Raw genomic sequence first — 20,794 nt, 5'->3', positions numbered from 1 at the left:
TGCCAAAATCACTTTTTTGGCTTAACTTACACCACTAAATTTATTAATATCACAATTGAGAATGTTATGAGCAAATCTTTGGCAAATTTTGGTCTTAAAACATTGACGTTATCTATGGTAACCGCCATGACAGCAACAACCTCTTATGCAGAAGATGTTGTGGCAAACTCTGTCAATGTGGTGGGTTTACAGCGTGTTACGCCAGACAGTTTGCAATCTGTTTTACCCATCACTTCTGGGCAGTTGGTGGGTGATGATGAGTTGGCAAACAGTATCCGTGCTTTATATGCAACAGGTCAATTCTCCAATGTCCAAGCCAAGATTGACAATAATAATATCACTTTTTATGTAACCGAGCGTCCGATGATTGCTGATGTCAAGTTTGAAGGCAATCGTCTGATTCCAAAGGACGGTTTGGAGCAAGGTCTAAAACAAGCAGGACTTGCAGTAGGCAGTGTGCTAAAACAATCCACCGTGCAGATGATTGAGGGTGAGCTTGAAAATCAATACATCTCGCAGGGCTACTACAACATTGATGTGGAAGTTACACAGACAGAGCTTGATGGCAACCGTGTCAAACTAGACATCAAATTTGATGAGGGTAAACCTGCTCGTGTGGTGGACATCAATTTTATCGGCAATGAGCATTTTAGCGACAAAGAACTTAAAGATGAGTTTATCATCAAAGATAACAAAATTAACCCCTTATCCAAAGGAGACCGCTACACCCAAGAAAAGATGAATGCGAGCTTAGAAGCAGTCAAAGCCAAATACCTCAATAACGGTTTTGTGAGATTCAATGTGGATAAAGCCACTTTGAATGTTGATGATGAAAAACAAAAGGCATTTATTGAGGCAACCATCACCGAAGGTCAGCAATATAAATTTGGTGAGGTGCAGTTTTTGGGTGAGCCTACCTATGAGTCAGAAGAGCTAAAAGAGCTGATAAAATTCAAATCAGGTACGGTTTATTCTCAAAAACAACTGGATGAAAGTTCAGCACAGATTGCCAATAAATTTGGCGATGATGGTTATTACCGTGCCCAAATACGTCCTATCAACCGCATTGATGATGAAAATTTGACGGTGGATATTGACTATTATATTGACCCTGCCCGTCCTGTATATGTGCGTCGTATTAGCTTTTCTGGCAACAACAAAACCAAAGATGAGGTGTTACGCCGTGAAATGCGTCAGCTAGAAGGGGCTTTGACATCTAACCAAAAAATCCAACTTTCCCAAGCACGTCTCATGCGAACAGGGTTTTTTAAAGATGTTAAAGTAGAAGTGCGACCTGTGCCAAACAGTCCTGACCAAGTAGATTTGGTCTATCAGGTAGAAGAGCAACCATCAGGCTCATCAACCATTGCCGCAGGTTATTCGCAAAGTGGCGGTATGACTTTCCAAGTGGATTTGTCCCAATCCAACTTTATGGGTACAGGTAACCGTGTCAATGCCTCATTTGCACGCTCTGAAACCCGTGATGTGTATAGTTTGGGTGTAACTGACCCCTTCTTTACGGTCAATGGCGTCTCTCAAAGTGCCAATGCCTATTATCGTAAAACCAAATATGACAGTAAAAACATCTCAAACTATGTGCTAGATTCTTATGGTTTGGGTCTAAACTATGGCTATCCCATTGACGAAAAACAGCGTCTAAATGGTGGTTTTTTTGCTGATAGCACCAAGGTGCGTGGTGGTCCATATATGGGCATTGCCAACATCAAAGAGATGATTGATGATGAGGGTAACATTGATGCCACCAATTCGGTCAGTTTTGATAAAAAATACACCACTTATGGTGCGACATTGGGGTGGAGTTATTCTAGCCTTGATAGAGGGATTTTTCCTACGAAGGGCGTGAGTCATAACGTGGACGTAACGCTTGGTCTTGGTGATAAAAATTATCAAAAAGTTGTCTATCGTGCTAATGCCTACTATCCATTGTGGAAGGGTATGGTGCTTCGTGGTCATGCTCGCCTAGGTTATGGTAATAACCTACCATTTTATGAAAACTTCTATGCAGGGGGCTATGGCTCGGTGCGTGGTTTTGAATCATCAAGTCTAGGGCCTCAATCTCAGGCTTATACCTATTTGGCAAATGGTCAGCGTACTGCACGTGGCGAAGAGATTGGCGGTAATGCAGTAGCAACTTTTGGGGCAGAGCTGATTTTGCCTGTGCCGTTCAAAGGCGATTGGGCTCAACAGGTGCGTCCTGTGTTATTCTTTGATGCAGGGCAGGTGTTTGATACGACCAATTTGGATAAAGAAACGGTCAATCTACCCACCTTAGGTTTGACAAACAACAACGTAACCTACATTGAACAAGATAAAGAGCTTCGTTATAGTGTGGGTTTTGGTACAACGTGGTACACACCTATTGGTCCGATTTCACTAAGCTATTCTAAGCCACTTAATGCCAAAGAAGGCGATAAAACCGAAAAACTCCAATTCCAAATCGGTAGCGTATTTTAATGGTTGAATTATCCCAAATTATCAATGCCATTGAGCATTGCCAACCAATCATCAATAAAACCGATTTGGCAGATAAAACTTGCTTGGTGAGTTGTGTGGCGGATTTGGCGATGGCAGATGGGCAAAGTTTGGCGTTTTTGTCAAAGGCTAGCTACTTGTCTGACTTGGCAAACACGCAGGCGGGGGTGGTGTTGATTTCTAAGCAGTTTGCTCATGAACTACCAAATTTGCCAAACACAGTCATCATCGTTGTCAAAGATGCTTATTTGGCATATGCGTCTGTGAGTGGATTGTTTGCCTACCAACCTACCCTCCAAATCCACCCAACTGCCGTCGTTGCTTCCACCGCCAAGATTGGTAAAAATGCCTCAATTGGAGCATATGCGGTGATTGGCGAATTTGTGGAGATTGGCGATGATTGTCAGATTGGCAGTCATGTGGTCATTCATCATCATTGTGTGTTGGGCGATGGTGTTCAGATTCATGCTCATGCTAGCATTGGGGCGGATGGTTTTGGCTTTGCCCCAAAAGTAGGGGCAGACGGCATATCTTGGCAAAAAATCCACCAGCTTGGACGTGTGATGATTGGCAATCGTGTGCGTATTGGGGCAAATACTTGTGTGGATAGGGGAGCGGTGGGCGATACCATCATTGGTGATGATGTGATTATTGATAATCTTGTCCAAATCGCTCATAACGTTCACATTGGGCGTGGTACAGCAATTGCTTCTATGACGGGCGTGGCAGGTAGCACACACATTGGGTCAAATTGTATCATTGGTGGCGGTGTGGGCATTGCTGGACATTTGACGATTGTAGATGGTGTAACGCTGACAGGGCGAACTTTTGTTGCCCAAAGCATTGACAAAGCAGGCTCATATTCATCAGACACAGTGGCAATGCCAACCTCTGACTGGCGTAGGGCAACGGTCAAATTTCGCCAGTTGGGTAAGCATTAAAATGCCTATTGATGTTGTAATGATGTCTAAACAGTTTTTATTTTGATTTTGGGAATGTTTATGACTGCTTCAAGTTTTGCCCATGACATTGACGAACTTATTAAGCGGGTCAATGATGGGGGTGGTTGGTTGCAAGCATTGGTAGCAAATCATTATCATGATAATGGCGATTATCAAAAAGAGTTTTATTGGACGCAAAAACTTGCCAATCAGAGCATGGCTTGCGAGCAATATCAGGTTTTAGAAAATTAAGGATATTGATGACAATTGTTTACCATGACATATACCACAAACCTTTTTTAGTCTAATTTAGTTTATAAGTCTACATTTAGGAAATTCCAATGACGAACAGCACCATAGATTTAGCATTAATGACCGAAGAAGACCACGCTCGTCTTAGCGAACAAAATTTGACCTTGCCTTTTTATTATGATGTCATTAAGCGTTATTTGCCACATCGCTATCCTTTTATGCTGATTGACCGAGTAACGGCAGTTTCGGCGGATAACTGGATTACAGGCTACAAAAACATCACCATTAACGAAGAGCTTTTTAATGGGCATTTTCCTGACAATCCTGTCATGCCCGGCGTTTTGATGGTGGAAGCGATGGCACAGCTTTCTGGCATTTTGGGTTTTGTCAGTGCAGGACAGTCTAGCGAAGATGGCTATTTATACCTATTTGCAGGCGTGGATAATGTTCGTTTTAAAAAGCTTGTTAGTACAGGCGATACGCTCGTCATTCGCTCAAAGCTTGTTACCGCCAAACGTGAGATTTATAAATTTGAATGCAGTGCCCATGTAGATGACAAATTGGCGTGTAGTGCCCAAATTATGATTGCTCGTCAAAAGGTAGCATAAGGGGTTATTATGGCAATCATTCACCCAACCGCTATTATTGATAAAAACGCCATGATTGCTGATACGGCAATCATTGGAGCGTATTGTATCGTGGGCGAAAATGTAGAAATTGACGAAGGTACGGTTTTACGCTCACATGTTATTGTGGGCAAAAATACCAAAATTGGCAAAAATAACGAAATTTACCAATTTGCCAGTATTGGCGAAGACCCCCAAGACAAAAAATATCAAGGCGAAGAGAGTTTTTTGCACATCGGTGATAACAATAAAATTCGTGAATCTTGCACCTTGCATCGTGGGACGGCAGATGGCGGTGGCTTGACCAAAATTGGCAATGATAATTTATTGATGGTAAATACCCACATCGCCCATGATTGCATGATTGGTGATTATAATGTGCTTGCCAACAATGTCGGTGTGGCAGGTCATGCCCACATCGGTAATTATGTGATTGTGGGTGGACAGTCGGGCGTGCATCAGTTTTGTCGCATTGATGATTATGCCATGATTGGTGGTGCTAGCCTTATTTTAAAAGATGTTTGTGCTTTTACTACTGTGTCGGGCAACCCTGCCAAAGTACATGGTTTAAATAAAGAAGGTATGAAACGTAAAGGGTGGAGCAAGGAAACCATTGCCAAACTTGATGAAGCTTATGATTTGGTGTTTCGTTCAGGAAAAATCAAAGCAGACGTGATTGATGAGTTGGCTTCATGGGTGGCAGATGAGCCCAAAGTTCAGCTTTTTATTGATTCTTTGCTAAATAGCAAACGTGGTTTGATTCGTTAGCAATGGTTGGGTTATCAATGTTTGGTCAAGCTAAACGTTGATGGCGTGGCGATAAATAAAAATGCCTATTTTGTAATGATAATGACAAATATAAAAGTTGGGCATATAAAAACCCATAATGGTTGGTTATGGGTTAATTTCATTTTATTTGCTTGACTTTTTAGGGTAAGTCTATCAAACTATACTGATGGAACTTTTTAAAATGTCCTTGTGTTGGACTATTTTTTGTAATGAATACATCTGGATAAAACAGTTCTTAATTGGTTAAACTAAATGATAAACAAGGATAAGAGATGAGTACACAGCGAGAAACGTGGTCGGCACGTTCTGGGTTTATCTTGGCGGCAGTTGGTTCGGCTGTCGGTTTGGGCAACATTTGGCGTTTTCCTTATGTTGCCTATGAAAATGGTGGTGGGGCGTTTTTTATCCCTTATTTGATTGCATTGGCAACAGCAGGTTTTCCGCTACTATTTTTGGATTATGTGATTGGTCAAAAATATAAAGGAGCACCACCCACCGCCTATCGGCGTATGGTCAAATCCTCTGAAAGTATTGGTTGGTGGCATGTGGCAGTTTGTATGGCGGTGGGAATTTTTTATGGTTCGGTGCTGTCATGGGCGGGAAGCTATATGGTTTTTGCTTTTAGTCAGGCATGGGGCAGTGACCCTAAGGATTTCTTTTTAAATGGTTTTTTGCATCATTCAAGTGAGATAACCCTAAATTTTGCACCCAATTTATTCACGGCATTGATTGTGGTATGGGCATTGATGTTTTTGATTATGTTTGGGGGCATCAAAAAGGGCATTGAGCTTGCCAACAAAATCTGTATTCCGCTTTTGGTGTTGATGTTTGGGGCGATGGTTGCAAGAGCGGTATCTTTGTCAGGTGCATCAATGGGGATTGAGGCGTTTTTTACCCCCAATTGGGCATTGATGGCTGACCCTAAGGTGTGGCTTGCTGCTTATGGGCATATTTTCTTTTCCATGTCCATCGGTTTTGGTATCATGGTAACTTATGCTTCTTATCTTAATAAAAATGCCAATTTGACAGGCTCTGGATTGGTGGTTGGTTTTGCCAATTCATCATTTGAACTACTTGCTGGTATTGGCATATTTTCTGCCATTGGCTTTATGGCTCATACTCAAGGTGTTGGTATCAAAGATGTGGCAGCAGGTGGACCAGGTCTTGCTTTTATGGTCTTTCCCAAAATCATCTCTACGATGGGTGAGGCTGGTACGATTGTGGGTGTGTTGTTTTTTGGGTCGCTATTTGTGGCGGGGGTAACATCGCTTGCCAGTATTTTGCAAGTGCCCATTTCAGCTTGCCAAGATAAATTCGGTTGGTCAAAAAACAAATCCGTACTGATTGTTTCAGGTTTTAGTGCGGTGGTGTCTATTGGGTTATTTTCAACCAATAATGCACTTACTTTTGTGGATATTATTGACCATTTTACATTAAATATTGGTGTGGTGGCAGGGGCGATTGCCTTGCTTGTGTGGGTTACTTGGGTTCATCGTGATATTTTGCCAAAACTTACCACACACATCAATCACATCTCTAGCTTCAAATTGGGCAAGGGTTGGGCGTTTATGCTCACGTTGGTCATGCCCATTTCGCTCATCATCACGTTGGGTTTATCATTAATCGGATTGTTTAAAGACGGTTATGAGGGCTATCCTGTTTGGCTTTTGACCGTGTTGGGTGGTGGATTTATTTTGGCATTTGCCCTAAGTGCGATGATTATGCCAAAAATCAAAGGTGGTCAAACTCATGAACTTGACGAATAAGGAGAAAATAAATGAACGGCAGTGCGTTGATTGTCATGCTCATTGCGATGGTGCTGATTTGGGGTGGGCTGATTTTATCGGTCATTCATTTGATAAAAAATCCTGACATAGCACTTGACGATGTCAAAAACGAATAGTCACAAACCTATCAAACCCAAAATATGATAAGATATTTATGGTAAGTTGCTATCTGCCCTAAGTGATAAAAGTGGAGTTGTATCATGTTTATGGTTTTGTGGGCATGAAATGATGTCAATATGAGGGATAAAAGTACGGACATTTGTTCGTACTTTTATGTTTTGGGTTTGTTTAATGTGATTGTTATGGCATATTATAAGTATTTGTTTTTTTAAATATTATACAGTCTATTTTATGTGATATTTTAGTCAAAAAATATCATTATCCATTGATGATTACCAAATTTTATTTTGCTAAAAACCCATTGGTATTTAATTACAGTTTGATTCCTACATCTGATTAAAATTTTGTAGGTATGGATGTTGTTTAACAACAAAACAATAATGAAATTGGTTATTTAAATCAGTTTATCTAATCAATTATTTGAGGAGATATATTTATGGCACAACGTGAAAGTTGGTCGGCTCGGTCAGGTTTTATCTTGGCGGCGATTGGGTCGGCTGTTGGTTTGGGTAACATTTGGCGTTTTCCTTATGTTGCCTATGAAAATGGTGGTGGGGCGTTCTTTTTGCCTTATTTGATTGCTCTTTTGACAGCAGGTTTTCCGCTTCTTTTTTTGGATTATATTGTTGGGCAAAAGTATAGAGGTGCTCCGCCTACTGCCTACCGCCGTCTTGTAAAATCAGCCGAAGGTATTGGTTGGTGGCAGGTGGCAGTGTGTACTGTGATTGGCATTTATTATGCGTCTGTATTGTCATGGGCGGGTAATTATACCATATTTGCCCTTGACCAATCTTGGGGCAATGACCCAAAAGATTTCTTTTTAAACCAGTATCTGCAAATGGCAAGTGCGGTTGAATTTACCTACTTGCCAAACCTGTTTGTTGGTTTGGTTGTGGTGTGGGTGCTTGTGCTATTTATCATGTATGGCGGTATCAAAAAGGGCGTAGAGCTGTGCAACAAAATCTTTATCCCTCTGCTTATCGTCATGTTTGGCGTTATGGTTGTCAAAGCAGTTTCACTAGAAGGGGCAACATTGGGCTTGGATAGCTTTTTTAAACCCGATTGGTCAGGTCTTGCCAGTGCCAAAGTATGGCTTGCTGCCTATGGGCACGTCTTTTTTTCCATGTCCATTGGTTTTGGTATCATGGTAACTTATGCTTCTTATCTTAATAAAAATGCCAATTTGACAGGCTCTGGATTGGTGGTTGGTTTTGCCAACTCATCATTTGAGCTACTTGCTGGTATTGGTATATTTTCTGCCATTGGCTTTATGGCTCATACTCAAGGTGTTGGTATCAAAGATGTGGCAGCAGGTGGGCCGGGTCTTGCTTTTATGGTCTTTCCCAAAATCATCTCTACGATGGGCAGTGCAGGCAACTTAGTGGGCTTTTTGTTTTTCGCCTCACTTTTTGTGGCAGGTGTGACCTCCATGGCAAGTATCCTACAAGTGCCAATCGGTGCGGTGCAAGATAAATTTGGTTGGTCTAAAAACAAAGCAGTTACCATTGTTGGCGGTGGCAGTGCAGTTGTTTCCATCGCTTTATTCTCAACCAAAAGTGCATTAATATTGGTGGATATTGTTGATCATTTTTCCAACAATATTGGTATCGTTGCAGGGGCAATTTTGTCAATCATCTGGGTTACATGGATACATCGCAGTTTATTGCCAAGACTTATTGAGCATAACAACCGCATTTCAAGTGTCAAACTGGGTGGTATGTGGACATTCATGCTGACCGTAGTTACACCTATTTCTTTGATTGTGGCATTTGTATTGGCACTTGTTAAGTTGTTGCAAGAAAACTACGAAGGCTACACCACAGGCACGCTTTTGGTGTTTGGTTGGGGCGTGGTGGCTTTGTTTGCGTTATCGGCATTGATTTTGCCAAAAATCAAAGGACACCCCACTCATCATGAAGATAAATAAGGAGAAATGCTGTGAATAGTAGTGCATTGGTTGTGATGTTGGTTGCGATGGTGTTGATTTGGGGTGGTCTGATTTTTTCGGTAATTCACCTTGTCAAAAATCCTGATATTGACATCGGCAAAATCCCAAATGATGATTAAATCAATCAAAAACGGTAACGAAAAAAGTTGCCGTTTTTTTATGATAAAAATTTATTTAACATAATCTATACCTAATGAACCTAAAAATTGTTGCAAACCGTAAGGGGTGTATTACGCACCATTTTTATTTAATCTCTTTAATGGTGCGTGGTACGCACCTTGCTTCCAAAGCAGATTTTGTACCAGTTTTTAGTTCTGTTGGTGTAATTATTTTTTAAAATACAAACGAATGACATACGCGACAAAGTGGCAAAGTGCTATGATTTGTCTCAATTCCAAGTTTTTAGGAAGTCTAATGGCGTCAAGTTTTGGGGTTATCGTTCAATAACTTTTCAAACACTTCTAATTCTTCATTGATAAGGTTGGGCAGTGTGTCAATATTTGGCAAAGTTGTTGGGCAAGCAACGATACCAAAATCAATGGTATTTAGATGGTTGATAAATGTGATGTTTAATGCCTGACCGTCAAAAAGTACAGAAGCTGGGTAAATGTTGGTGAGTTTGGCACCATTTAGGTATAGGGGGTTTTTTTCGGCAGGGACGTTTGAGATGATGAGGTTGAACGCTTGGCGGGTTGGAGCAATGGCGGTGGCTAGGTTGATGCCTGCCCACCCATATGTTAAAGCACTATAACTGACCACTTGGGATTGGCTAAGTCTGCCAAAGCGTTGTTTGCCATCATCAATGCTATTTTTGATGGTGGTAAGGCGAGCTTCGGGCGTGGCTTGGTGTGTGCCTAGATTGGTGAGTAAAAAAGAGATTTGGTTGCCTGCGACGCTTTTATCACGGCGAAGCGACACAGGAACGAAGGCGATGAGTGGTTTTTTGGGTAGGGCGTTTTGGCTGATGAGATAATGACGCAATGCCCCAGAGCATACCGCTAAAATGACATCGTTGGTGGTTGCACCAAAGTGTTTGGCAAGACGTACAAAGCGATTTTTGTCAAACGAACGAGCCAGCAGGGTGCGAGAGCTACCAATGGGTTGGTTAAAGATGGATTTGGGTGCGTCAAACGTACTGACAACATTGGGGTCGCCTTGCCATTTTTTTTGTAAAACCTTTAAAATCTCACGCCCCACAGGATAGACACCACCAAGTTGTTCTTTGATGATGGCGGTGAGCGATTTGTGCTTGGGGATTAATTCTTCAAATTGGTTTTTGTTGATGTTTGATAACGACCAAAATGGTTTGGTCATGCGTGTATCTGGATTGGGGGATAACGATATTTGGATAAGTCGCATGGCAGAAATGCCGTCAGTCATGGCGTGGTGGACTTTGAGCCAGATGGCAAATCTGTGGGGTGCACCTTCTTTTTCGGGGGCTAATCCATCAATAAGATGAAATTCCCATAGGGGGCAACTGCGATCCATCAAATGACTTTGCTCACGAGAAATATATGCCATCAGTTCCTTGATGTCGGCTGGATAGGGCAAAGCGATATGACGTAGATGGTGTGAAATGTCAAAATCATCATTGGCACGCCAAAATGCCATTTTGTGTAAAATTTGGTTAAAAGGAAATGTGGGCTTAATGGGGCTGGTTTTGGCTTGTTTGGCTAAGTCGTACAAAAAAGTGGGCGGTGCGTCTTTGGGTAGTTCAAAAATGCACAATCCCCCCACATTCATGGGTTGTTTGCGGTTTTCTAGTAACAAAAGCACATGGTCAACAGCAGATAAAGCTCGCACGGTTCTTCCTTAGGTTGGGTTGATGAACAAAAACAAATGGCATGGTGAATGCCATTTGTGGTCATGAATTGAAGATTATTGGAAAAAATAGCCTGTTTGGGGCGAGCTTGCCACCGCCATTTTTCTCATGGGCATGCGACCTGCCAAAAATGCCTGACGACCTGCGATGACGGCATTTTTCATGGCTGACGCCATAAGTACAGGGTTTTTGGCATAAGCAATCGCTGAATTCATCAGCACGCCATCACAACCAAGCTCCATAGCAATGCTGGCATCTGACGCTGTACCAACGCCTGCATCAACAAGTACAGGCACGTTGCTTTGTTCAATGATGAGGCTTAGGGTGTGGCGGTTTAACAGTCCAAGCCCAGAACCAATCAAGCTACCCAAAGGCATAATCGCCACACACCCCATGTCTTCTAGCTCTTTGGCGACTATGGGGTCATCTGATGTATATACCATGACATCAAAGCCGTCCTCAATGAGAACTTGGGCGGATTTTAGGGTGGCAGTTACGTTTGGGTAGAGTGTTTTTTCATCACCCAAAACTTCAAGTTTGACCAGATTATGCCCATCAAGCAATTCACGAGCGAGCTGGCAGGTGCGAATGGCACTATCAGCATCAAAGCACCCTGCGGTATTTGGTAAAATGGTGTATTCTTTGGGAGAAATGACGTCTAGTAGATTTGGCTCGCCTTGATTTTGACCAATGTTGGTACGGCGAATGGCAACCGTGACGATTTGGCTACCGCTAGCACTGATGGCGTCTTTGGTTTGGGTTAAATCTTGGTATTTGCCTGTTCCAACCAAAAGGCGTGATGAAAAGGTGCGTCCTGCGATGATGAGTGGGTCTTGTGTCATGATAAAATCTCAATGGTAATGAATGCCAATATATTATAACAAATCTTACTTATAAATGCGATAAGATAAAATGAACAAATGTAAACATTATGTCATATGAGTAATGACGATCATGAAAAATGGCAATTTAAATGACAAAAGAGTGTAGATAACTACATTTTGGGTTTTAATCACCCAAGCATTTTTGACAAAAATTTGTTACAATAAGCAAGCCAAACTTGACCCAATAAGACAACCAACATGATTAGTAAGCCAATTCCCAAAAAGCCAAAACACATCGCCAAACGTGCCACTCGCCAAAATAAAAAAAACACCAACAAGCCAAAGTTACCGTTTGGAGTTCATTTGTTGTTGGCATTTATTGCAGGAGCGTGTTTTAGTTTTGCCTTAGCACCTTATAAATTTTGGGCGTTGGCGATTTTGTCTCCGATGGCATTGTATGCGTTACTCATTCAGCTTGCCAGTCCTAAGCGGGCATTTTGGGTGGGTGAAATTTATGGTTTTGGTGTATGGTTGGTGGGGGCGTTTTGGCTTTATACGTCCATTCATGAGTATGGCAATATTCCTGCGTGGCTGGCTTATCTTATGATTGGGGTGTTGGCACTCATCATGGGGCTTTTTCATGCAGTGATGGCATGGGTGTTTGTGCGGTTTATTGGTCGCCAGCCACTCGCCTTTGCGTCATTATGGGTTATCCAAGAATGGATGAAAACTTGGTTTTTGACAGGGTTTCCTTGGCTGTTTGTGGGTTATGCCTTTACCGAAGTGGCGTGGCTTGCCAGTTTTGCACCCGTTTTGGGGGTGTTTGGGGTGAGCTTTTTGGCGGTGCTGTTTGGGGCAAGTTTGGTGGAGGTAATTCGCCAAAAAATCAACTATTTGTACATTAGTGCTGGATTGCTCTTTGTGGGGGTGGTGCTACACTTAATCAATCCAAACTGGACAAAGCCCACAGGCGAATCTTTATCCGTATCACTCATACAAGGCAATATCCCCCAAGAGATGAAATGGCTTACCGAATTTCGCTATGAGACTCTCCAAATCTACGCCAGCCTATCTCGCACCGAATGGGGTCAGGACGTGGTGGTGTGGCCAGAAGCGTCCATTCCGATGTTTCAGGACGAAGCGGATAGATTTTTGCGGGCGATTTATGGCGAGGCCAAGAAAAAGGGTAGTACTTGGATAACGGGCATTCCGTATCGTGATGGTGAGAATTTTGACCCTGCCAAACAAGAATATCCCAACTTTTACAACACTGTGATGGCGGTTGGCAATAATCAAGTCGGTCTATATAAAAAACAACACCTTGTTCCCTTTGGTGAATATGTGCCTTTTGAGGGCATGCTCAACATTTTGCCCAATTTGGCAAATATGCAAGATGTGGCAAGTTTTAGTCGTGGCGATGATAAACAGGTTCCGCTCATGGTCAAAGGCAAAAACATGGGTTCTGCCATCTGTTATGAAGTGGCATATCCTAATACTACTCGCAAAAATGCCAAAAATACCGAATTTTTACTCACCATCTCCAATGATGCATGGTTTGGTACAAGTACAGGTCCACATCAACATTTACAAATGGTGCAGATGCGTAGTCTTGAGATGGGGCGGTGGTTCATGCGAGCGACCAATACAGGGATTACGGCATTTATTGATGAAAAGGGCAAAATTGTCAAACAAGCTCCCCAATTTGAGCCTGCTATATTGCGTCATGATGTACCAAGCTTTGTGGGGGCGACACCTTTTATGAGAATGGGGAATTATCCCATCTTGTTTATCAGTATGATGTTGATTTTGCTTAGCTTTATTGCACGCAAACAAGGTGCTTATGACAGTACCAAACAAATACATTATGATGCGATGGGAGTGCAAGATCGCCAAGAAAATACACAAAAATAATGCTTATTGTATGTAAGGATTTACACAAAAGCTAAAAATTGGTATATAATAGACACACTCTAATCCCCATCAAAGACGACAGGTGAATTATGGCACATGATGCTTCACAAAATAACCCAAAAAAAGAAATCGCTTTTGCATTGGTTGGCATAACTGCGTTTCTTGTGATAGTTCTTGGTATCGGTATTTCTGGGTTTTTACGCCCTGCAGGCAATCATGAGGTGGCAACCGTGTCCGCTACTGAGGCAGGTCAAAAACTTGAAGAGGCTCTAAAAGCGATTGAAAAACCAAAAGCAGAAGAGAACGCAGCCGCTGAAGGTGCATCTGACTCTGCTCCTGTTGACACCACCAAAACTGACAGTGCCGAAGCTACTGACAAACCTGCTGAGCCATCAGAAAATACAGCAGAAGCAACCGCCGAAGCGACTGACACTGCCAAAGAAGAACCTGCACCTACAAGCACAGAAAGTGAAACTCCCAAAGCCGAATAATTTGATAAAAAGCCCCATGTTGGGGCTTTTTGGTGGTCGCTTCTTATGGTTGGTTGGAGGTGTTGGCGATGTGAGTAAGATACTCTTTTATGGCAACCAAATCTTGGGTGCTGGCATTGTTGATATCTTTGGCTTGTACACCAAAACTTCTGATGTAGGCTTCGTCATGCCAATATAGGCTAATACTGTTGGATTTTAACATCATGCCTTTGACGTGAGGTAATATTTGGGCAGGTAGGGTGATGGCTTGACCTGATAAGGGGTGGGGTATATCACTTTGCCACACATCATCTTTGGCACGAAAGTATGTCATTGCCAGTCGCCAGTCATCGTTGATGAGTGTGTATTGTATCAGACTTTTTTGGGGTTCTAACCAATCAGGGCTTGTAAATTTGGGGTACAAACCCAGCTTACGAGCCAGTAGCCTAAAATCCCCAAGCCGTGTTTCGTGTGGTCTGGGTTTTGCTCCAATGAAGTTGCCCACAGCAAGGGCAACCACCACTACAATGACAATTAGCTCAATATTCATATCAATAATTGGCGTTTGCCACCGTTGTCCATTGGGCTAACAATGCCGTTTTCTTCCATCATGTCCACGATGCGAGCGGCACGGTTGTAACCGATAGAAAGTTTGCGTTGAATGGCGGATGTGGAGACTTTGCGAGTTTCCATGACAAAGGCGACTGCTTGGTTATAATACTCATCATCTCCCCCTGTGGCACTATCGCCAGAGCCTTCACCTTCAAAGGTGTAGCTGGTGGACAAATCTATATAATCGGGCTTGCCACGCTCACGCCACGCATCACAGACACGGTTTACCTCATCATCGCTGACAAATGCCCCCTGCAAACGTTCGGTACTATTTTTGCCGGGAGCTAAAAAGAGCATGTCGCCATTGCCCAACAGGTTGTCTGCCCCTGATTCTTCTATGATGATACGGCTGTCAATGGCGGTTTTGACTTGTAGTGCCACACGAGATGGGATATTGGATTTGATGAGTCCTGTTACCACGTTGGCGGTAGGTCTTTGGGTGGCTAAGATAAGATGAATGCCTGCTGCCCTTGCTTTTTGGGCAAGTCGTACGATGGGTTCTTCGGCAGTTTTGCCAAGTTGCATGAGCATATCAGCAAACTCATCTGCCACGACCACGATGAATGGTAGTGGTTTTAGTTTGGGTGGAGTATCTCCTACATGGTCGGATGCACGCCATAGGGGGTCAGTGAGAGGTTCACCGTTTTGTTCAGCTTCCATGACTTTTTGGTTAAAGCTTGCAATGTTGCGTACTCTTAGCTTGCTAAGCAGAGCGTAACGACGTTCCATTTCGGTAACGCACCACGTCAAACTGGCGGTAGCGTCTGTCATGTCTGTGATGACGGGCGTGAGTAGGTGTGGTATGTCAGCATAAGGTTCAAGCTCAACCTGTTTGGGGTCGATAAGAATGAGTTTTAACTCCTCTGGCGAGCGTTTTAGGAGCATTGACATCAAAAATGAGTTTACCACCACTGATTTACCAGAGCCTGTCATGCCCGCCACGAGCAGGTGGGGGGCTTTGGCAAGGTCAGCAATGATGGGCTGACCGCTAATATCTACGCCGATTGCCATGCTGATGGCTAGATTTGGGTCGTTAAATTCGTCTGTGTCTAGGATTTCAAGCAAGCTCACCATTTGGCGATGGCGGTTTGGCACTTCAATGCCAATGTAGGGTTTGCCTGCAATGATGGGTAGTACACGCAGTGAGGTCATGGACATTGAGCGTGCCAAGTCTTCGGCAATTTTGGTAACACGGCTGACTTTTATGCCAGCAGCAAGCTCCACTTCAAACAGTGTGATTACAGGTCCGACAGTTGCATCCATGACACGAGCAGAAATGTTAAATTCTTTAAGTTTGATTTCCAAAAGTTCAGACAACTGCATGAGTTCTTTGTCGGTATAGGGCGAGCGTCTGGGTGCTGGCTCATCAAGCAAGGTTAGCTCAGGAATGGGTGTCAGGCTTAGACGGTATTCTAGCGTACTCATGGCATGGCTTTTGGGCGGGCTAGGTGGTGGCGGTGCCGATGGTTTGGGTTCTGACGGTGCAACCGTATCTAGTATGGTGGTGAAAAATTTGGCTCTTGATGTCTGTTTGGGTTGTTCTTGCTTTTGTGATTCTTCTTGTTTTTGTTCTTCTTTGGCACGGCGTTTTGCCAAACGCTCTTGACGGCGTTCTTCTTCTTTGGCAAGACGTTCTTGTTTTTTGAGTAAATCACTACGAATGCCCGAATCGTTCAGGAAGTTTTCCAACGAATCTGAGTGTTGTTGTGGCTGTGCGGTGTCTATACTGTCTGTGGGGGTTTGCACGACATTAAAGAGCGGTGTGTCTTCTTGGGGGGTGTCTGGCACTTCTTCTTGGGGGGTAGATTTTTGTTTTTGAGTGTTGTCAAGCCAACCAAGCAGTTTGCCAAATAGTGATTTCCAGCGAATATGAAAAGTAAATGTCGCCACCACCACCATCAGTAGGATAAGGAGCAAGGCGGTTGCTGTAAACCCTAAGATGGGTACGATGAATTTATAAATTTCAAAGCCAACCACACCGCCAAAATACAAGGCTTGCTGTGCATCACGCCCCAATTGTGCCAAAATGGTACTAATACAGATGAGTAACACGCCATAAGCCACAAACCTAAGTTGCCATGCTAACACCTCTCTTTGCCACCATAGGCGTAGGATTTCGTAACCAATGGTGATGACAAGCCACCAAGCCCCAAACCCAAAAAATACCCGAAAAATATCTACCACCCACGCACCAAGTCGTCCGCCAATGTTGGTAATTTCGCCTGTGCCACCAATGTGCGACCAAGCAGGGTCATCTGGGTTGTATGAGAGTAGGGATAAAAATAAAAAAGCAAACAACACTGAGCCAAGTACGCTAAAAAAAAGCTGTTTGATGGTGGGCATTTTTTTGATAAATTCCACCACGTTGTCGTGTTCTAGGAGTTTTTTGAAAAGTAGGCTAGTGTCTTTGGATTGCTTCATGATGTTTGGTGATTGTTTTGGGGGTTATATTATAGGGGATAATGGGGATTTTATCAAAGAAAAAGGGCGATTATCGCTTGTTTGCTTGTAATTTTAAAAAATGGCATTATTATAAGAAAAATTTTAAAACACTAAGGTAACATCATGACCATTCATCACAAGCTCATCATCTTGGGTTCAGGACCTGCTGGCTATTCAGCAGGCGTGTACGCTTCTCGTGCCAACCTAAATCCTGTCATCATTACAGGGTTACAAGTGGGCGGACAGCTCACCACCACTACCGAGATTGATAATTGGACGGGCGGTCATGAAGGTTTGACAGGCAATGAGCTTGTAGAAAACATGAAAGCTCATGCCGAACGTTTTGGTACAAAACTCATCTACGACCACATTCACACTACCGACCTAAGCAGTCGCCCCTTTAAACTCATCGGTGATAATGCAACTTATACCTGTGATGCTCTGATTATTGCAACAGGGGCAACGGCTCAGTATCTAGGCTTAGAAAGTGAAAGTGCCTTTATGGGGCGTGGCGTATCTGCCTGTGCAACCTGTGATGGCTTTTTTTACAAAAACCGAAAAGTAGTCGTCATTGGTGGCGGTAATACTGCCGTAGAAGAAGCCTTGTATTTATCCAACATTGCCAGTCACGTTACGCTTGTTCATCGCCGTGATAGCTTGCGTGCCGAAAAAATCATGCAAGATAAGCTATTTGAAAAAGTCAAAAACGGCAATATCAGCATTGAATGGAACAGTACTGTTGTTGAAGTGGTGGGCGATGAGATGGGTGTTACAGGTGTGGTGATTGACACGCCAAACGGACAAAAGACCTTGGATGTGATGGGTATGTTCGTGGCGATTGGACATAAACCGAACACCGATATTTTTGCAGGTCAGCTTGCCATGAAAGATGGTTATATCGTAGTAAAAAGCGGACTTGATGGCAATGCTACTGCCACGAGCGTAGAAGGGGTATTTGCGTGTGGCGATGTGGCTGACCATATTTATCGTCAAGCCATCACTTCAGCTGGTACAGGCTGTATGTCGGCACTTGATGCCGAAAAATATCTAGATGCTTTGGCAAAATAATCTATGATAAAAAACCGCCTATCAAGGGCGGTTTTTTTTGGTTTTTAGCTTTTTTTGGCTTTTGTGGTCAAATCAATCAGACGTTGCATGGCGATTTTGAGTTCTTCGTCATTAAATGGTTTGTAGATAAAGCCCCTTGCCCCTGCTTGGAGAGCTTGGAGAGCTGTCATGCGGTCAGACAGTGCTGATACTACCAAAATACTCACTCCTGTACCTTTGGTAACAATGCGTTTGATACATTCTAGACCATCCATTTGGGGCATGGTCAAGTCCATTGTGATGAAATCAGGTTGATATTCTTCAAATTTGAGTACCGCATCAACGCCATTGCTGGCAGTAGCAACAATCTCAATATTAGTTCCTGCAAAACAACGCTCAATGCGACTACGAATGATGTTTGAATCGTCAACAATCATTAAACGATAAGACATAATTTATTTTCCTAAATTAGAAACAAACCCAAAAAAGTTTTGGGTTTGTCAAATTAACAATTATTGGGCATCAAAATCAACGACGATTTTGGTGCGTAGCCCTAAGGTGCTTTCTATGTTGATGTTGCCATTCATGCCATCTACCCAATCACGCACAATATCCATGCCGACACCACGACCTGCATCTTCATTAACACTGCTAGCGGTAGATAATCCAGAACTAAACATCAAGGCATATAGCTGTTCTTCTGGAGCGTTTTGGGCTTCTTCTGCATCTAATAAATTCATTTGAATGGCTTTATCTCGGATTTTATCCAGATTGATGCCAGCACCATCATCTAAAATACTAAAACGTAGTTTGTTGCCGATAGATGACAACATCAAAGTAATGTTGCCTACTTCGCTTTTGTTCATTGCCAAGCGGTCATTGGGAGCTTCAATACCATGTACGATGGCATTTTTTAATAACTGAATGCCGACATCTTGACAGAATTTGGTGGCTTTGTCGCTAAGTGGCATATCATCAAAACCTGTAAAATTGATTTTGACTTGTTTGCCCTGACGGTCGGCAATTTGTTTGCCATATTCACTAAAATAGTGTTCCCAGTCAGTCGTTTTGGCGGTGTTGATGACGGCATTTTCTTGGGTTTGGGCGACTGCACGCAAACGCTTGATAAGGCTTTCAACAAATTGGTTCAAATCCAAAATGTTGTCCAAAATCACAGTCAGACCCAAGAAATCTTGACCCGAAACTGTGCTTTGTTTGCGAATGATGGTGAGTTTGTCTTCGCCTTGTTCTGCCAAACTTACAAAACTTGCCATGTTGATGGCAGACGCTTCACCTTTAAGGCTGTGCATTTTTCTAAATAGAGATTGGGCTTTGTTGTGCATTTGCCCATCAGATTTAAGAATTTCGTTCATTTCTTCAACACGTTCATAGGTGTTGACGATGAAGGTGTTTAGAGTTTGGGCATCTACGTTTAGGATATGACCAATCATCTCAATCTGGCGGTCATGCTGTTCTTTTTCTTTTTCAAGACTGTGTTCAAGCAAGACGGATTTGGTAACATCTACCACGCTCACGAAAATCTCATCTACTTCTTCGTTGTTGTTGTCGTGTACTCGCAAAAAGTTAAACGACAGATATTTTACCACAGGGTTGCCATCTTCGTCCAAAAAGGCAAGTTTGACTTGTTTGAGTGGGTTTAAATCTTCAATCAAATCAGAAACAACCCATGAGTTATAAAGCTGTTCAATGAATAGTTTGGACGCTTCCACATCGTCATGGCTAATCATGTTTTTGAGCAGTTCAAACAAAGTTAAACCTGCAATGTGTTTTTGTGCCAAAATGGTTTCTAGGTTTTTGGAATAAGTATCAGCAATGACAAAGTCTTTATCAATCAAGAACAAGCCTTCGTTTACGGTGTTCATGATGTTGTCGGTTTGTTTTTGGGCGATGGCAAGTTCTCTATCTGCATTTACCAATCGGCGAAGCGAACCAAATACCATTGCTAAAAATAGGAGCAAGGCTACGCCAATACCTGCAATTTGTCCAATACGCAACTGGTTTGCCACAAACTGAATCAAATCGTTCTGACGACTAGAAAAATCAATGGTTTGGGCTTGTAAAGATGAGTTGTACAACCGTGAATAATCCACCAAATAGTCCGATGTTCGTTTTTTGACCACGCCTTGTTTGGTGTCTTGGGAGAAGTTGTTTAACAAACCTAAAAACGGTGTCCAGATGGTTTCAATCTCAGCCAAAGTTTTTTGGAGAGCAGGGTCGGTTACAGCATGAATTTCTACATCCCTACCCGATGCGTCCTTGACTGTACCACCCACTTTTAGGGCATTTAATACATTGGTAAAAGTTTGGGTTTGTTGGGTGAGTTCTTCTAACTGATAAATCGCCGTTTGGGGCAACAAATCCACCGAGATGGTGCCTTGTGGCAATGTATGTGCTGTACCATGTGCGTCATGGGCATGCTCATCACTTGCTTGATGGGAGATGATTTCATCAAGATATAGGTTTAGGTCCAACATATTTTTGGACATTTGTTGTACCAACACAGTTTGTTGGGAGGCGATTTCAAGCTCTTTGGTGGCATTGGCAAGTTTATGTGAGGCGAAGTATGTTACCCCAGATAGTAAAGTTACCAAGCCAAAAAAGCTCGTTGCCAACATGATGAGCGAGCGATATTTTGCCAAACCTTCGGGCTTGGTTGCATTTTCCTTGTGAGTTGAGTTTGTCATGGTAA

Annotated in this window: 17 protein-coding genes and 1 pseudogene; 12 read left to right on the top strand and 6 right to left on the bottom strand. The window is 42.8% G+C overall.

Going from position 1 to position 20,794, the window contains the following annotated elements:
- Nucleotides 1-66 precede the first annotated feature (66 nt).
- From bamA to MOB01S_RS12115, 9 genes are all read left to right on the top strand, one after another.
- Nucleotides 67-2,475, top strand: a complete 2,409-nt coding sequence (gene bamA / locus MOB01S_RS01160) for an outer membrane protein assembly factor BamA (protein ID WP_066800376.1) — start codon at nt 67-69, stop codon at nt 2,473-2,475.
- Nucleotides 2,475-3,434, top strand: coding sequence for a UDP-3-O-(3-hydroxymyristoyl)glucosamine N-acyltransferase (gene lpxD / locus MOB01S_RS01155; protein WP_066800373.1), 960 nt, complete (start codon nt 2,475-2,477; stop codon nt 3,432-3,434). The genes bamA and lpxD overlap by 1 nt, the downstream gene beginning before the upstream one ends.
- Nucleotides 3,435-3,494: 60 nt before the next feature.
- A complete protein-coding gene (locus MOB01S_RS01150; protein ID WP_066800370.1) occupies nt 3,495-3,686 on the top strand; it encodes a hypothetical protein in 192 nt (63 codons plus the stop codon).
- A gap of 89 nt (nt 3,687-3,775) precedes the next feature.
- Nucleotides 3,776-4,294, top strand: coding sequence for a 3-hydroxyacyl-ACP dehydratase FabZ (fabZ, locus tag MOB01S_RS01145; protein ID WP_066800363.1), 519 nt, complete (start codon nt 3,776-3,778; stop codon nt 4,292-4,294).
- Nucleotides 4,295-4,303: 9 nt separating this feature from the next.
- Complete coding sequence (gene lpxA, locus MOB01S_RS01140) at nt 4,304-5,080, top strand: acyl-ACP--UDP-N-acetylglucosamine O-acyltransferase (protein WP_066800360.1); 777 nt, start codon at nt 4,304-4,306, stop codon at nt 5,078-5,080.
- 293 nt (nt 5,081-5,373) lie between these two features.
- The gene (locus MOB01S_RS01135) at nt 5,374-6,867 is read left to right on the top strand and encodes a sodium-dependent transporter (RefSeq protein ID WP_066800358.1); all 1,494 of its coding nucleotides are present in this window, start codon (nt 5,374-5,376) and stop codon (nt 6,865-6,867) included.
- A gap of 11 nt (nt 6,868-6,878) precedes the next feature.
- Nucleotides 6,879-7,004, top strand: a complete 126-nt coding sequence (locus MOB01S_RS12120; protein ID WP_084349562.1) for a methionine/alanine import family NSS transporter small subunit — start codon at nt 6,879-6,881, stop codon at nt 7,002-7,004.
- A gap of 440 nt (nt 7,005-7,444) precedes the next feature.
- Nucleotides 7,445-8,935: a sodium-dependent transporter gene (locus MOB01S_RS01130; RefSeq protein WP_066800355.1), complete on the top strand. Its 1,491-nt coding sequence runs from the start codon at nt 7,445-7,447 to the stop codon at nt 8,933-8,935.
- A gap of 11 nt (nt 8,936-8,946) precedes the next feature.
- On the top strand, nt 8,947-9,075 hold the full coding sequence (locus MOB01S_RS12115) for a methionine/alanine import family NSS transporter small subunit (protein ID WP_084349561.1): 129 nt from the start codon (nt 8,947-8,949) through the stop codon (nt 9,073-9,075).
- A 301-nt stretch (nt 9,076-9,376) separates the two neighbouring features.
- Here the strand turns inward: MOB01S_RS12115 and MOB01S_RS01125 are convergent, their stop codons facing one another.
- Together MOB01S_RS01125 and MOB01S_RS01120 are read right to left on the bottom strand one after the other, a co-directional pair.
- Entirely contained in the window at nt 9,377-10,759 is a 1,383-nt protein-coding gene (locus MOB01S_RS01125) for a WS/DGAT/MGAT family O-acyltransferase (protein WP_066800353.1), read from the bottom strand.
- Between the two features lie 75 nt (nt 10,760-10,834).
- The gene (locus MOB01S_RS01120) at nt 10,835-11,620 is read right to left on the bottom strand and encodes a thiazole synthase (RefSeq protein WP_066800351.1); all 786 of its coding nucleotides are present in this window, start codon (nt 11,618-11,620) and stop codon (nt 10,835-10,837) included.
- Nucleotides 11,621-11,860: 240 nt separating this feature from the next.
- On the opposite strand from MOB01S_RS01120, the gene lnt reads away from it, so the two are divergent.
- Both lnt and MOB01S_RS01110 read left to right on the top strand, forming a co-directional pair.
- Nucleotides 11,861-13,513 (top strand): apolipoprotein N-acyltransferase, encoded by a 1,653-nt coding sequence (gene lnt, locus MOB01S_RS01115; protein WP_084349560.1) that lies wholly within the window; start codon nt 11,861-11,863, stop codon nt 13,511-13,513.
- An 89-nt stretch (nt 13,514-13,602) separates the two neighbouring features.
- Complete coding sequence (locus tag MOB01S_RS01110) at nt 13,603-14,004, top strand: hypothetical protein (RefSeq protein WP_066800349.1); 402 nt, start codon at nt 13,603-13,605, stop codon at nt 14,002-14,004.
- A gap of 43 nt (nt 14,005-14,047) precedes the next feature.
- On the opposite strand, the gene MOB01S_RS01105 is transcribed toward MOB01S_RS01110, so the two are convergent.
- On the bottom strand, nt 14,048-14,533 hold the full coding sequence (locus MOB01S_RS01105; RefSeq protein WP_066800347.1) for a hypothetical protein: 486 nt from the start codon (nt 14,531-14,533) through the stop codon (nt 14,048-14,050).
- Nucleotides 14,530-16,899 (bottom strand): annotated as a pseudogene (locus tag MOB01S_RS01100) (DNA translocase FtsK); the annotation flags it as partial. The pseudogene MOB01S_RS01100 and the gene MOB01S_RS01105, both read right to left, overlap by 4 nt.
- A gap of 261 nt (nt 16,900-17,160) precedes the next feature.
- Here MOB01S_RS01100 and trxB point away from each other — a divergent pair.
- On the top strand, nt 17,161-18,105 hold the full coding sequence (gene trxB, locus MOB01S_RS01095; protein WP_066800342.1) for a thioredoxin-disulfide reductase: 945 nt from the start codon (nt 17,161-17,163) through the stop codon (nt 18,103-18,105).
- Nucleotides 18,106-18,149: 44 nt separating this feature from the next.
- On the opposite strand, the gene MOB01S_RS01090 is transcribed toward trxB, so the two are convergent.
- Complete coding sequence (locus MOB01S_RS01090; protein ID WP_066800338.1) at nt 18,150-18,536, bottom strand: response regulator; 387 nt, start codon at nt 18,534-18,536, stop codon at nt 18,150-18,152.
- 60 nt (nt 18,537-18,596) lie between these two features.
- A complete protein-coding gene (locus MOB01S_RS01085) occupies nt 18,597-20,789 on the bottom strand; it encodes an ATP-binding protein (RefSeq protein ID WP_066800335.1) in 2,193 nt (730 codons plus the stop codon).
- Nucleotides 20,790-20,794 lie beyond the last annotated feature (5 nt).

The sequence above is a fragment of the Moraxella oblonga NBRC 102422 genome (assembly GCF_001598275.1).
Lineage (GTDB): Bacteria > Pseudomonadota > Gammaproteobacteria > Pseudomonadales > Moraxellaceae > Moraxella > Moraxella oblonga.
Note: the sequence above shows the minus strand (reverse complement) of the source record. Positions and strands in the feature narration are given on the sequence as shown.

What these genes read in the sequence shown, in the direction of transcription:
- bamA (WP_066800376.1), top strand. Translation starts at nt 67, where the DNA reads ATGAGCAAATCTTTGGCAAATTTTGGTCTTAAAACATTGACGTTATCT.
- lpxD (WP_066800373.1), top strand. Translation starts at nt 2,475, where the DNA reads ATGGTTGAATTATCCCAAATTATCAATGCCATTGAGCATTGCCAACCA.
- MOB01S_RS01150 (WP_066800370.1), top strand. Translation starts at nt 3,495, where the DNA reads ATGACTGCTTCAAGTTTTGCCCATGACATTGACGAACTTATTAAGCGG.
- fabZ (WP_066800363.1), top strand. Translation starts at nt 3,776, where the DNA reads ATGACGAACAGCACCATAGATTTAGCATTAATGACCGAAGAAGACCAC.
- lpxA (WP_066800360.1), top strand. Translation starts at nt 4,304, where the DNA reads ATGGCAATCATTCACCCAACCGCTATTATTGATAAAAACGCCATGATT.
- MOB01S_RS01135 (WP_066800358.1), top strand. Translation starts at nt 5,374, where the DNA reads ATGAGTACACAGCGAGAAACGTGGTCGGCACGTTCTGGGTTTATCTTG.
- MOB01S_RS12120 (WP_084349562.1), top strand. Translation starts at nt 6,879, where the DNA reads ATGAACGGCAGTGCGTTGATTGTCATGCTCATTGCGATGGTGCTGATT.
- MOB01S_RS01130 (WP_066800355.1), top strand. Translation starts at nt 7,445, where the DNA reads ATGGCACAACGTGAAAGTTGGTCGGCTCGGTCAGGTTTTATCTTGGCG.
- MOB01S_RS01120 (WP_066800351.1), bottom strand. Translation starts at nt 11,620, where the DNA reads ATGACACAAGACCCACTCATCATCGCAGGACGCACCTTTTCATCACGC.
- lnt (WP_084349560.1), top strand. Translation starts at nt 11,861, where the DNA reads ATGATTAGTAAGCCAATTCCCAAAAAGCCAAAACACATCGCCAAACGT.
- MOB01S_RS01110 (WP_066800349.1), top strand. Translation starts at nt 13,603, where the DNA reads ATGGCACATGATGCTTCACAAAATAACCCAAAAAAAGAAATCGCTTTT.
- MOB01S_RS01105 (WP_066800347.1), bottom strand. Translation starts at nt 14,533, where the DNA reads ATGAATATTGAGCTAATTGTCATTGTAGTGGTGGTTGCCCTTGCTGTG.
- trxB (WP_066800342.1), top strand. Translation starts at nt 17,161, where the DNA reads ATGACCATTCATCACAAGCTCATCATCTTGGGTTCAGGACCTGCTGGC.
- MOB01S_RS01090 (WP_066800338.1), bottom strand. Translation starts at nt 18,536, where the DNA reads ATGTCTTATCGTTTAATGATTGTTGACGATTCAAACATCATTCGTAGT.
- MOB01S_RS01085 (WP_066800335.1), bottom strand. Translation starts at nt 20,789, where the DNA reads ATGACAAACTCAACTCACAAGGAAAATGCAACCAAGCCCGAAGGTTTG.